The sequence below is a fragment of the Haematobacter genomosp. 1 genome, assembly GCF_002196855.1.
Taxonomy (GTDB): Bacteria; Pseudomonadota; Alphaproteobacteria; order Rhodobacterales; family Rhodobacteraceae; genus Haematobacter.
This window is the reverse complement of the sequence record NZ_NIPW01000005.1, coordinates 261642-274228: the sequence shown is the minus strand read 5'-3', so window position 1 is coordinate 274228 and position 12587 is coordinate 261642. Positions and strand designations below refer to the sequence as shown.

9 protein-coding genes and 1 pseudogene are annotated in these 12587 nt (G+C 68.6%); 8 read left to right on the top strand and 2 right to left on the bottom strand.

Translation table 11 applies throughout. The annotated features are described in order from the left end of the window. The first annotated feature begins 45 nt into the window (after positions 1-45). The 4 genes from CDV49_RS03410 to CDV49_RS03395 all read left to right on the top strand — a co-directional run bounded on the left by CDV49_RS03410 (position 46) and on the right by CDV49_RS03395 (position 7884). On the top strand, positions 46-1641 hold the full coding sequence (locus CDV49_RS03410; RefSeq protein ID WP_088214160.1) for a GMC family oxidoreductase: 1596 nt from the start codon (positions 46-48) through the stop codon (positions 1639-1641). A 475-nt stretch (positions 1642-2116) separates the two neighbouring features. Next, the gene (gene pepT / locus CDV49_RS03405; RefSeq protein ID WP_088214202.1) at positions 2117-3370 is read left to right on the top strand and encodes a peptidase T; all 1254 of its coding nucleotides are present in this window, start codon (positions 2117-2119) and stop codon (positions 3368-3370) included. Between the two features lie 124 nt (positions 3371-3494). Continuing rightward, a complete protein-coding gene (locus CDV49_RS03400; protein ID WP_088214201.1) occupies positions 3495-4256 on the top strand; it encodes a siderophore-interacting protein in 762 nt (253 codons plus the stop codon). Between the two features lie 1213 nt (positions 4257-5469). Further along, positions 5470-7884 (top strand): Tex family protein, encoded by a 2415-nt coding sequence (locus CDV49_RS03395; RefSeq protein WP_088214159.1) that lies wholly within the window; start codon positions 5470-5472, stop codon positions 7882-7884. Between the two features lie 195 nt (positions 7885-8079). Here CDV49_RS03395 and CDV49_RS03390 read toward each other — a convergent pair whose 3' ends face one another. Beyond that, on the bottom strand, positions 8080-8964 hold the full coding sequence (locus CDV49_RS03390) for a cation diffusion facilitator family transporter (RefSeq protein ID WP_256947220.1): 885 nt from the start codon (positions 8962-8964) through the stop codon (positions 8080-8082). Between the two features lie 219 nt (positions 8965-9183). Between CDV49_RS03390 and CDV49_RS20780 the strand changes: the two genes are divergently transcribed. Together CDV49_RS20780 and CDV49_RS03385 are read left to right on the top strand one after the other, a co-directional pair. Beyond that, entirely contained in the window at positions 9184-9540 is a 357-nt protein-coding gene (locus CDV49_RS20780) for a hypothetical protein (protein WP_256947219.1), read from the top strand. A gap of 195 nt (positions 9541-9735) precedes the next feature. Continuing rightward, the gene (locus CDV49_RS03385) at positions 9736-10305 is read left to right on the top strand and encodes a L,D-transpeptidase (RefSeq protein WP_088214158.1); all 570 of its coding nucleotides are present in this window, start codon (positions 9736-9738) and stop codon (positions 10303-10305) included. A gap of 2 nt (positions 10306-10307) precedes the next feature. Here the strand turns inward: CDV49_RS03385 and glpK are convergent, their stop codons facing one another. Continuing rightward, positions 10308-11804: a glycerol kinase GlpK gene (gene glpK, locus CDV49_RS03380; protein WP_088214157.1), complete on the bottom strand. Its 1497-nt coding sequence runs from the start codon at positions 11802-11804 to the stop codon at positions 10308-10310. Positions 11805-11912: 108 nt separating this feature from the next. Between glpK and CDV49_RS03375 the strand changes: the two genes are divergently transcribed. Both CDV49_RS03375 and CDV49_RS20775 read left to right on the top strand, forming a co-directional pair. Then, on the top strand, positions 11913-12140 hold the full coding sequence (locus CDV49_RS03375) for a hypothetical protein (protein WP_143413111.1): 228 nt from the start codon (positions 11913-11915) through the stop codon (positions 12138-12140). Positions 12141-12277: 137 nt separating this feature from the next. Next, positions 12278-12433, top strand: a pseudogene (locus CDV49_RS20775) (PHP domain-containing protein); the annotation flags it as partial. Positions 12434-12587: the final 154 nt, after the last annotated feature.

Here is a 12587-nt window from a genome sequence, read left to right as displayed (position 1 = left end):
GGCCCCCCGGACATCTGATCCAGACAGCCCAGCCAGAGAGTCGAGATGGAAGAATACGACTATATCGTCATCGGCGCGGGATCGGCGGGCTGCGTTCTGGCCAACCGGCTCTCCGCCGACCCGAGGAACCGGGTGCTGCTGCTGGAGGCCGGGGGCAGGGACAACTACCACTGGATCCACATTCCGGTGGGCTATCTCTACTGCATCGCCAACCCGCGCACCGACTGGTGTTTCCAGACGGAGGCGGTGCCGGGGCTGAACGGGCGGAAGCTGGGCTATCCGCGCGGCAAGGTGCTGGGCGGGTCCTCCTCCATCAACGGCATGATCTACATGCGGGGGCAGGCGGCGGATTACGACCACTGGCGGCAGCTCGGCTGCACCGGCTGGGGCTGGGACGACGTGCTCCCGGTGTTCAAGCGGCAGGAGGATTTCTACAAGGGCGCCTCCGACCTGCATGGCGCGGGCGGCGAATGGCGGGTGGAGAAGGCGCGCGTGCGCTGGAAGGTGCTGGACGCCTTTCTCGACGCGGCGGTGGAGGCGGGCATTCCGCGCACCGACGATTTCAACACGGGCACGAACGAGGGCGGCGGCTATTTCGACGTGAACCAGCGGTCCGGCATCCGCTGGAGCGCGGCGAAAGCCTTTCTCCGGCCCGCGATGAACCGGCCCAATCTGCGCGTGTTGACGGAAGCGCAGGTCAAGCGGCTGCAGGTCGAAGGCGGTGAGGTGACCGGCGTGGTCTATGACCATGCAGGTCAGGAGAAGGTGGCACGCGCGCGGGCAGAAGTCGTGCTCTCGGCGGGCGCGGTCGGCTCCCCGCATATCCTGCAACTCTCGGGCGTCGGACCGGGGGAGGCGCTGCGCGATGCGGGCATCGACCCGATCCGGGAGGTGGCGGGCGTTGGCGGCAACCTTCAGGATCACCTACAACTGCGGCTGGTCTACAAGGTGACGGGCGTGCCCACGCTGAACGAAAAGGCGTCCTCGCTGTTCGGCAAGGCGTCGATCGGGCTGGAATATGCGCTCAAACGCTCCGGCCCGATGTCGATGGCGCCCAGTCAGGTGGGGATCTTCACCCGCTCCGGCCCAGAAAAGGCAACGCCCGATCTGGAATACCATGTCCAGCCGGTAAGCCTCGACAAGTTCGGCGACAAGGTTCACCCGTTCCCGGCGATGACGGCGAGCGTCTGCAACCTGCGCCCCGAGAGCCGGGGAGAGGTGCGGGCGGTGAACGGCGACTATCGCAGCCCGCCCGCGATCCGGCCCAACTACCTTTCGACCGAGGGCGATCTGGAGGTGGCCGCGCGCGCGATCCGGCTGACGCGCAGGATCGCCAGCCAGCCCGCTTTTGCGCAATACCAGCCGGAAGAATATCGTCCCGGCCCGGACTACCAGAGCGACGCCGACCTGCGTCGTGCGGCGGGAGAGATCGGCACGACGATCTTTCACCCGGCGGGCACGTGCCGCATGGGCGGGGACGACGGCTCCGTCGTGGATCCCCGGCTGCGCCTCAGGGGGATCGGCCGGCTCCGGGTGGCGGATGCCTCTGTCATGCCGACGATCACCAGCGGCAACACCAACTCTCCGACCATCATGATCGCGGAAAAGGCTGCGGCGATGATCCTGTCGGACAACCGCTAGCAGGCTGCGGATCCGCGCGGGAGCGCAAATCCTTCGCGATCCGGCTGGAGGTCTGCAGATCTCGGATCTTTCCGGGGCCGATGTCCGGTTGCCAGCGCCTGAAAATGACGCTTCGGGATCGTTTCGGCGGGCTGCGGGGGGCGTTGGCGTCTTTGCGATTTTTCATGACGCAGGGGGCACGCGCGGGTGCCTCCGCCGCCTTTGGCTTCCGCAATCGCCCGCCACGCTGCGCCATTTGGGAGCTTCGCGCGGCGGGCGATTGCTCTCCTCCGCGACGGGGGAGAGCGGGGGTTCGGAGGCGGTCTGTATCATCGTTCCGGCACAGGATCGGCAACGCGGCAAGCTCGGCCAACGGGATGTCGCCCCCTCCGCGGGCGCCTCCGGGGTTTCGGAAGAAAGGCGGGGCAGCGGTGCGGGGCGGGTTGACTTCGCCCGCGCTTCGGCGGCTCATCCCCTGAAATACCCGGAGGACAGCATGACCGATTTCGACCGTGAAGTGGAAGAGCGGCTTGTCCGCTATGTGCAGGTGGACAGCCAGAGCGACGAACGCTCGGAGAGTTCCCCCAGCACGGCGATCCAGCTCGACATGGCGCGGCTGCTGGCGGAGGAACTGCGCGAGATCGGCGCGGCGGATGTGACCATCACCGACTATGGCGTCGTGCTGGCCACGGTTCCCGCCACTCCGGGAGCGGAGGGCGCGCCGGTCATCGGGCTGCTCGCCCATGTGGATACTGCGCCTGCCTATAACGCTACGGGGGTGAAGCCGCGCGTTCACCGGGGGTACAACGGCGGGCCGATCACCTATCCCGATGCGCCCGATCTGGTGTTGTCGCCGGAGGTGTCGGCCTATCTCGGCACCAAGATGGGCGACGACATCATCACGGCGAGCGGGTCCACGCTGCTCGGGGCCGATGACAAGGCGGGGGTGGCGATCATCATGACGGCGGCGCGGCATCTGCTGGCGCAGCCGGAGATCCGGCACGGCAAGCTGCGGCTGGCCTTCACGCCCGATGAGGAGGTGGGGCGCGGCGTGGACAGGCGGCTGCCTGCCGATCTGGGCGCGGACTTCGCCTATACGTTCGATGGCGCCGGGTTGGGCGAGATCGAGTATGAGAGCTTCTCGGCGGACGGGGCGATCGTCAGCATCACCGGGGTTTCGGCCCATCCCGGCTGGGCCAGGGGCAAGCTGGTGAATGCCCTGCATCTGGCGGCGAAGCTGGTGGCGCTTCTGCCGCAGGCGACGATGACGCCGGAAGTTACGGAGGGGCGGGAGGGGTTTCTGCATCTCTACGAGATCACCGGCACGGCGGCCAGGGCGGAGCTGCGCTTCATCCTGCGCGACTTCGAGCTGGAGGGTCTTTCGGCCAAGGGCGATCTGCTGCGGCAGGCCGCCGCCGCGGTGCAGGCGACGGAGCCGCGGGCGCGGGTGGTGTGCGATATCCGGCCGCAGTATCGCAACATGCGCTACTGGCTGGAAAAGGACATGACCCCGGTGGAGATCGCTCGCGCCGCCGTGCGGGCCGAGGGGCTGGAGCCGGTTTCGGTGCCCATCCGCGGGGGCACGGACGGCTCGCGCCTGACGGAGATGGGCGTGCCCACGCCCAATGTCTTTACCGGGATGCAGGAGATCCACGGCCCGCTCGAATGGGTCAGCGTGCAGGATATGGCGGCGGCGGTTCGGGTCTGCCTGCGGATTGCGGAAAACGCAGCAGGTGAGCCATCCGCTTGACGCGGACGGGTATTGTTGACAATAATACTACGATTTGTCGCCCTGAGGTGGCAACAGGCGGGATCAGCGGAACGGTCGGTCCTGCAGAATCGGCCGCGCCGCTGCGGCAGGAAGGATGAAGACCATGACTGATATCGCCGCGCAGCACGCCGAGCCGCGGATCGAGCGCATCCGCCACGAGTTGAAGCGCCGTGACCTGATCGTGGCCCGGACGGAGCGGCTGACCCCGCATATGCAGCGCATCACCCTGACCGGGGCGGAGCTGGAGGGGTTCTACAGCGCCGCGCCGGACGATCACGTGAAGATCATGCTGCCGGGCGAGGGCGAGCCGCAACGGCGGGATTATACGCCCCGGCGCTATGACGCGGCCAAAGGGGAACTGGTGATCGACTTCGCTTTGCACGAGGCGGGACCGGCGACGGACTGGGCGCTCTCTGCCGTGGAGGGGTCGGGACTGACCATCGGGGGGCCGCGCGGATCGCAGGTCATCGCGGGCGATATCGACCGCTGGCTGCTGATCGGGGATGAAACCGCATTGCCCGCGATCGGGCGGCGGATCGAGGAGATGGCGGCGGGCACGCCCGTTGCCGCGCTCATCGCCGTGCCGGGGCCGGAGGACGAGCAGAGCTTCGACACCGCCGCCGCGACCGATATCCGCTGGATCCACCGCCCTGAGGCGGAGGCCGTGCTGGCCGAGCGGCTGCTCGCCCCGCTGCGGGAGATGGATCTTGGCCCGCGCTGCTTCGTCTGGATCGCGGCGGAGGCTTCGGTGACGCGGGCGCTCCGCGCCTATCTTCTGGAGGAGCGCGGCCTGCCGAAGCACTGGGTCAAGGCCTCGGGCTACTGGGTGGCGGGCGCTGCCGATGCGGTCGAGCATTTCGACTGAAGCTCTGCGCGACGGACATCGCGCCATGTCCGCTTCCGGCGGGCGGGATGCTCTCCGCTGGCGGTAGAGGGCGGGGCATCGCCCCCACCGCGCGGCGGGTGTAGGCGCTCACAAGATCCACGTGCTATCACACACAGCCCGGATCCCCGGGCGCGCTGAGATCGGTGGACGAGATGCTGATCTTTCCGCCCCGTCCCCGCGCGTGCGGAGGCGCTCCTCACAGGCCGCTGAAAAAGGCTTTGGTGTGCGTTGGAGCGGAAATCGTTCGCCATCTGACGAAATCCAGCTTCCGGGCGTTTCCGGGCGGATTTTCCGATTTTAGGCGCATAGGCATGAAACTTCAGGACTTTTTCAGCAGCCTGCCAAATCCGGCGATCCCCAGGGCTGACGCAGGGTCGGTTCTGCGTGTTTGGGAGGGCCAACAGGCTGCTGAAAAAGCATTCGGGGGTTACGCTGAGGCGGAGACCTTCCCCACATCGTTGAAGAGCGTCCCGGAAACCGCAAGCTTTGGCCGGAACCGGACCGATTTTCCGGCTTTCAACGCGAGGCCGCGCCGATATCCGGCTTTCTCAGTAGCCTGCTGAAGGTTACTCATGGTTTCGCAATCCTTTGTCGTGCCCGCTCCACCCGCGCCTGTGGGCTACCCGGGGTGGATGGGGCGATAACGCGAAATGGGTCCGCTCCATGCGGGGGCGCGGAGTTGGACGTCTTCTGCGCCAAGGTCACGGATCTGCTCATCGAGAGCGGGAGGCGCTGACGCGTGCTGGATCAGCGCTCGCCGGAATGGATCTGCTCCGCGCGCAGAGGGTGCGGAGGCAAGTGCGGCCGATCAGGCTGCCGTGCGCATATCTCCTCCGCGCGTGGGGGGCGGAGCCGTTGCGATAACCGCAGTACTTCTGCCCGGTCGGGTCCGCTCAGCTCGCGTAGCGGCGGTCGTTTCTGGCGGAATCCGCTCCGCGAGTGTGTGAGGTCCTCCCTCTTCGGCATATCGCCGGCTCCGTTACCCGCTCCATGCGTGTGTGGCGTTTTCACATTTTCACCACGGCATTGGGTCGCCCTGCTCCGGGCGATGGGGCGACCGCCCTGCCGGACTGCGCTGGCGTATGACCGGCGCAGGTCCCCGATGGCGGCGTTTTGCCGTCCGGCCATCGTGCCGCCTTGCGTCCCCGCGCCCTTCGCTGTCATGGAGAAGGGGAGAGCCAAGGAGACCGCAATGACACCCATCGACCCTGCCCGCCGTATCGCGCAAGCCATCGCTCGCGACATATCGGCCCGGCCCAATCAGGTGGCGGCGGCGGTGGCGCTGCTGGACGGCGGGGCCACGGTGCCTTTTGTTGCGCGCTACCGCAAGGAGGCGACCGGCGGGCTTGACGACACGCAGCTGCGCACGCTGGCGGAACGGCTGGCCTATCTGCGGGAGATGGACGCGCGGCGGACGACCATCCTCGGCTCCATCCGCGATCAGGGCAAGCTGACCCCGGCGCTGGAGGCGGAGATCGCGGGCGCGGAGACCAAGGCCGCGCTCGAGGATATCTACCTTCCCTACAAGCCCAAGCGGCGCACCAAGGCGATGATCGCGCGGGAGAAGGGGCTGGAACCGCTGGCCGATGCGATCCTTGCCGACCGGCGGGCCGTTCCCGCCGAGCTGGCCGCGGGCTTTGTGAGCGAGGCCGTGCCGGAGCCGAAGGCCGCGCTGGAAGGCGCGCGCGACATCATCGCCGAGCGGCTCGCGGAGGACGCGGCGCTGATCGGGCGGCTGCGCGACCATCTGCGGGCGGAGGCGCGCGTCGCCTCCCGCGTGGTCGAAGGCAAGGAGACGGCGGGCGCCAAGTTCTCCGACTATTTCACCCATGTGGAGCCATGGAAATCCGTCCCCGGTCACCGCGCGCTGGCCATGTTCCGGGGCCGGAACGAGGAGATCCTGACGCTCGACCTCGAGGTGGACAGCGAGGCCGCGCCGGGGCAGGGCCGGGCCGAGGGGATGGTGCGCGCGGCGCTGGGGGTCGCGGGGCGCGGGCCGGGCGATCTGTGGCTGTCGGACGTGGCCGGCTGGACGTGGCGGGTGAAGCTGCGCACGACGCTTTCCATCGACCTGTTCGGGGAGCTGCGCGACCGGGCGGAGGAGGAGGCGATCCGCGTCTTTGCCCGGAACCTGCGCGATCTGCTGCTTGCGGCGCCTGCAGGCGGGCGGGCCACGCTGGGGCTGGATCCGGGCATCCGCACCGGGGTGAAGGTCGCCGCGGTCGATGCGACGGGGCGGCTTCTGGAGACGGCGACGGTCTATCCCTTCCCGCCGAAAAGCGACCTGCGGGGCGCGCAGGCGGTGCTCGGGGCGATGATCGCGCGGCATGGCATCGACCTCATCGCCATCGGCAACGGCACGGCGAGCCGCGAGACGGAGAAGATGGTCGCCGATCTGCTGGCCGGACTGCAGGGCAAGAAGCCGATGAAGGTGGTCGTGTCGGAGGCGGGGGCCTCGGTCTATTCGGCCTCGGCGCTGGCGGCGGAGGAATTTCCGGGGCTGGACGTGTCGCTGCGAGGCGCGGTTTCCATCGCGCGGCGGCTGCAGGATCCGCTGGCGGAGCTGGTCAAGATCGAGCCGAAATCCATCGGCGTCGGCCAGTATCAGCATGACGTGAACGAACACCGGCTGGGCCGCGCGCTGGACGGGGTGGTGGAGGATGCGGTGAACGGGGTCGGGGTGGACTTGAACACCGCCTCGCGGCCGCTGCTTTCACGCGTGGCGGGGATCGGGCCGGGGCTGGCGCAGGCCATCGTCCAGCACCGGGACGAGAACGGGCCTTTCGCCAGCCGGAAGGAGCTTTTGAAGGTCGCGCGCCTTGGCCCGAAGGCGTTCGAGCAATGCGCGGGCTTCCTGCGGATACGCGAGGGGAAGGAGCCGCTCGACGCTTCCGCCGTGCACCCGGAGGCCTATGATGTGGCGCGCCGGATCGTCACGGCCAGCGGGCGCGACCTGCGGGCGCTGGTGCGGGAGCCGGAGGCGTTGCGGCGGCTGGACCCGGCGGATTTCACCGACGCGCGGTTCGGCCTGCCGACGGTGCGGGACATTCTGGCGGAGCTGGAGAAACCCGGCCGCGACCCGCGCCCGGAGTTCCGCACCGCCACCTTTGCCGAGGGGGTGGAGACGATCTCCGACCTCAGACCGGGCATGCGGCTTGAAGGTGTGGTGACCAATGTCGCGGCCTTCGGGGCCTTTGTCGATATCGGCGTGCATCAGGACGGGCTGGTCCATGTGAGCCAGCTTGCCGACCGGTTCGTCAAGGACCCGCATGAGGTGGTGAAGGCGGGGGATGTCGTCTCTGTCCGGGTGACGGAGGTGGATGTGCCGCGCAAGCGGATCGGTCTGACGATGCGGAAGGACAATGCGGGGACGGAAGCCGGGCGCGAGCGGTCTGCGGAGCGGAGCGGCGGGGGTATCGGCGACCGGGGCACGGGGGAAAGGGGCGCGGGAAGCAGGGGGAAACCGGGCCAGAACGAGCCGCGCAAGGGCAGTCCGTCGGATGGCAAGAAGGCAGGCAGCCCGCGGAGCGGCGCGGCGGATCGCGCAGACGGCGGGGGCAACAGCGCGCTTGGCGCGGCGCTGCTGGAGGCGATGAAGCGGAAGTGAGCCTGCGCGCGCGCCGTTAGCGGGCGGCTGGAAAAGGCTTTTGGCCTGTGTTGGATTTGGCCTGTGTTGGAGCGGAAATCGTTCGCAATCTGACGAAATCCATATGCTTCCGGGCGTTTCCGGGTCGATTTTCCCATTTCCGGCGCATAGGCATGACGCCTCAGGACTTTTTCAGCAGCCTGTTAGGGGCCGGGGTCAGGCGGTTGCGGGGCGGGTGTCTTCCGCCGTGGCGCGGATGGAACCGGGGCGGTCGACTTCCACGGTTGCGTGGTCGATGCCGAACCGCTTCCGCAGATGGGCGCTGACGCGGGGCGGCAGGTCCAGCGGATCGACACCGGGCGCGGGCGTGACGTGGAGCGTCGCGACGATGGTGGTGTCGGTCAGGGTCCAGGCGTGGAAATGCGCGGCCTCCGCCACGCCGGGGATGCGCACGGCTTCGGTCAGAACTTCACCCGGATCGAGGTTCTTCGGGGTTGCCTGCAGCAGCACGAGCACGGAGTCCTTCACCAGCAGCCAGGCCGAGCGCAGCACCAGCAGCGCCACCAGAAGCGAGAGCAGCGGGTCCAGCGGCATCCAGCCGGTGAACATGATGCCGATGGAGGCCGCGATGGCGCCGACGGATCCCAGAAGATCGCCCAGCACATGCAGGAAGGCGCCGTGCAGGTTCTGATCCTGCTGGCCACCGCGATGCAGGATCAGCGCCCCTGCGATGTTGACCAGCAGGCCCACCACGGCGACCGCGAGCATCGGCCCGGCCAGCACCTCCACCGGCTGGCGGAAGCGCAACACCGCCTCCCACGCGATCCAGCCGACGAGCAGCAGGAGCGAGCCGCCGTTCACCAGCGCCGCCAGCACCCTGACCCGGTGGTAGCCGTAGCTGACCCGCGCATTCGCCGCCCGCCGCGCAACCCGGTAGGCGACAAGCGCCAGCAGCAGCGCCGCCGCGTCGGACACCATGTGCCCCGCATCCGCGATGAGCGCGAGCGAGCCCGAAAACAGCCCGCCCACCACCTGCACGAGCGCGTATCCCGCCGTCATCAGGAAGACGACGAGGATCCGCTTCTCGTTGGAGCGCGTCACCGCCGGCGCGTGGGAATGGTCATGGGCTTCGTGCCCGTGTGCTCCGTGTGATCCGTGCCCGTGCGATCCGTGGTCATGTGCCGCGTCATCCTTTGCGGTGTGGCCTGTCTTTGTGGAGCGGGTTGCCTGCTCCGGGGCTGCCGCTCCGGGGTGGCCTGCTCCGGGGTGTGGCGAGCCATGATCGTGATGCCCGCCGTCCGCACCGGAGGCGTGTGTGTCTTGACCGTGTTCGCGGTGGCCGTGCTCCCCATGGTTGTGCGCCCCATGGTTCACCCCGGTGTGGACCGGGGGATCGCCATGGGCAGGATGCGGACCGGGATCATGGGCTGCGCCGGTGCCTGGCTGCGCTGCGGCGGGGTCGGGGCGGGTGCCGCCAGAATCGCCGCCGGGATACCCCGGCTCATCGGGAGAGGGAGGAGATGCTGCTCCGTCGGGTCGGCGATCCTGATCGGTCATCTGTTCTGCCTTTTCCTTCGGGCGCGCGGCAAGGGTAAGGCGGAGACGGAGGGCGTCAAGGGCGGCGATCCGCTTGCCGGAAAAGAGCCGCAAAAGACCCGATCACGCGCGCAGACGTGATCGGGATGGACATTTCGTCGCATGGCCCCTCGCACCGCAGGAGATAGCTTCCCGGCAAGACAGGAATGTCCGCGCCGACCGCTGCCGAAATGGGCCCGAAGTGGGTCGGGGACGGTGCGAAAACTTGCGAATACAAACGGATACAATTATCGCCACCACACCGCCCCGAGAGGCGGGACAGAACCGAGGACAGCCATGACCACTCCCGCCACGCGACGCGGCCTCCTGCTCGGGGCGCTCGCCATGCCGTTCCTCGCGCCCGCGCTGGCGCGCGCGCAGGAGCCGAACGTCCGTGCGCCGAGCCACCGGCGCAACATCTCCAGCTTTGTCACCCATCGCTGGCAGGACCATTTCGCCACGCTGGGCAAGGGGGTGATCGTCGCCGACCTCACCTCCCGCGCCGTGCATTTCTGGTCTGGCGACGGGCTGGAATACCGGATCTATCCGAGTTCCGTGCCGATGAGCGACGAACTGACCCGCACCGGCTTCACCGAGGTGGTGCGCAAGCGCGTCGGGCCGGACTGGACGCCGACGGCCAACATGATCGCGCGGGATCCGAGCCTGCACTACATGCCGCCGGGGCCAGACAATCCGCTCGGCACCCATGCGCTCTATCTGACGTGGCCCGCCTATCTGATCCACGGCACGCAGGATACGCGGAAGATCGGGCGGCCGTCCTCCTCCGGCTGCGTCGGCCTTTACAACGAGCATATCGAGGAGCTTTACGCCCTCGCGCCGATCGGCACGCAGGTGCGGCTGCTCTGATCTCAGGCGAAGGGGACGGCGATGGTGGCCGCCACGGCCGCCTTCCACTGGTCATAGCGGCTGTCGCGTTCCCCGGCCGCCATCTGCGGCTCGAACCGGCGGTCGAGCGCCCATGTCCGGGCGAATTCCTCCTGTCCCGGGCAGAGGCCCGCCCTCTGCCCCGCGAGCCATGCCGCACCGAGGGCGGTCGTTTCCAGCACCTCCGGCCGATCCACCGGCGCGCCGATGATGTCGGCCAGAAAGGCCATCCCCCAGTCCGAGGCGGAAAGCCCGCCATCGACGCGCAGAACGGGCGGGGTTCCCGAACCGGCCCAGTCGGCATGCATCGCTTCCATGAGATCGCGCGTCTGGTAGCCCACGCTTTCCAGCGCGGCCCGGGCGAATTCGGCGGGGCCTGATGCCCGGGTGAGACCGAAGATCGCGCCCCGCGTCTCGGGCTTCCAGTAGGGCGCGCCGAGGCCGGTGAAGGCGGGGACGAGGATCAGCCGCTCCGCCGGGTTGGCGGCCTCGGAAAGGGGCTGTGTCTCCTCCGCCCGCCGGATGAGGCGGAGACCGTCGCGGAGCCATTGCACGACCGCTCCGGCGATGAAGATCGACCCTTCCAGCGCATAGGTTGTCTGTCCGTCCAGCCGGTAGGCGATGGTGGTGAGCAGGCGGGAGCGGCTGGCGACGGGCGTGTCGCCGGTGTTCAGCAGCGCGAAGCAGCCGGTGCCGTAGGTCGCCTTAACCATGCCGGGGGAGAAGCACGCCTGCCCGATGGTCGCCGCCTGCTGATCGCCCGCGATGCCGAGGATGGGGATCGCGCGGCCCAGCAGATCCTCCCGCACCATTCCGAAGTCGGCGGCACAGTCCCGCACCTCCGGCAGCAGGGAGAGGGGGATGTCGAGCAGGCCGCAGATCTCCTCATCCCAGCGGTTTTCATGGATGTTGTAGAGCATCGTGCGTGCGGCATTGGTGGCGTCGGTCGCATGCACGGCACCCCCCGTCAGCCGCCAGACGAGGTAGCTGTCCACCGTGCCGAAGGCGAGTTCGCCGCGCCGGGCGCGTTCCCGGGCGTCGGGGAGCGTGTCCAGCAGCCAGGCGAGCTTCGTCGCCGAGAAGTAGGGGTCGAGGATCAGGCCCGTCCGCTCCGTCACCAGCCGTTCATGGCCCGCGTCGCGGAGCCGGGCGCAGCTTTGTGCGGTGCTCCGGTCCTGCCAGACGATGGCGTTGTGCAGCGGCTGGCCGGTGCGCCTGTCCCAGAGCAGCGTGGTTTCGCGCTGGTTGGTGATGCCGATGGCGGCGATGTCGGCGCCGGTCAGCCCGGCCTTTTCCACCGCCTGCCGCATGGTGCCCGCGACCGTTAGCCAGATGTCGCCGGGATCGTGTTCCACATGGCCCGGAGCGGGAAAATGCTGGGGAAACTCCTCCCGCGCGATGGCGCGGATGGCGAGGTTGCGGTCGAAAACGATTGCGCGCGACGAGGTGGTGCCCTGGTCGATGGCAAGGATATGGGTCATGACGGTCCTCCCCCCTGCCATCTAGCCCGGTCCCGCAGCCTGTCGCCAGTAGTGTTTCCGCGCGGCCTGACCGGCAACATGGGTCGGTGGCCACGGGTTATCGGCCATGTGCGTCGCCTCCTTCGCCTCGAAGCGGGCGGCTTTCGATGCGGCCCGGATCGCTTTCGGCCCGTTTCCCAGCGGCAGCGGGCGTCATGTCTCGATGAACTGCTCATCTTCCGGCCGGAACCGCTGACCGCCGTCTCCGGCAACACGCCCTCCCGGTTCGGCTGGCGGCGGGTGCGCTTCTCCGCGCTGCGCACGCATGGGCCTGAGCGGATCAACGCCGGATGGTAGCGCGACGATCCGGCCCGGCGGGCGGGCGGACGCGATTACTGCCGGGTCGAGACCTGCGAGGGGCCGCGGCTCTGGCTGTTCCGCAGCCCGCGGGCCGCGGCCGGGTCGGTGGCCTGGTTCGCGCAAGGAGTCTTCGTGTGACCGCCTATGCCGAACTGTGTGTGACCTCGAACTTCACCTTCCTGCGCGGGGCGTCGCATCCAGAGGAACTGTTCACCCGCGCCGCGGAGCTCGGATTGTGGGCAATCGCGATCACCGACCGCAATTCCGTGGCCGCAATTCCGTGGTCGGCGTGGTGCGGTGCGCGTTGGGCCACGGTCAGGGCATGTCCCTGCGACCCTGCCGCCCGGTAGCGAACCCGCGTTTCTTCTTCCCTTTGGGAAGCATGCTGCTGCCACGTCGCTGGGTTTACGCCGGTGGTTTGCCGACAGCCCTCCTTCGCGGGGC

Excerpts from the sequence above, each read along its gene's own strand:
- CDV49_RS03410 (WP_088214160.1), top strand. The coding sequence starts at position 46 with ATGGAAGAATACGACTATATCGTCATCGGCGCGGGATCGGCGGGCTGC.
- pepT (WP_088214202.1), top strand. The coding sequence starts at position 2,117 with ATGACCGATTTCGACCGTGAAGTGGAAGAGCGGCTTGTCCGCTATGTG.
- CDV49_RS03400 (WP_088214201.1), top strand. The coding sequence starts at position 3,495 with ATGACTGATATCGCCGCGCAGCACGCCGAGCCGCGGATCGAGCGCATC.
- glpK (WP_088214157.1), bottom strand. The coding sequence starts at position 11,804 with ATGACCCATATCCTTGCCATCGACCAGGGCACCACCTCGTCGCGCGCA.
- CDV49_RS03395 (WP_088214159.1), top strand. The coding sequence starts at position 5,470 with ATGACACCCATCGACCCTGCCCGCCGTATCGCGCAAGCCATCGCTCGC.
- CDV49_RS03385 (WP_088214158.1), top strand. The coding sequence starts at position 9,736 with ATGACCACTCCCGCCACGCGACGCGGCCTCCTGCTCGGGGCGCTCGCC.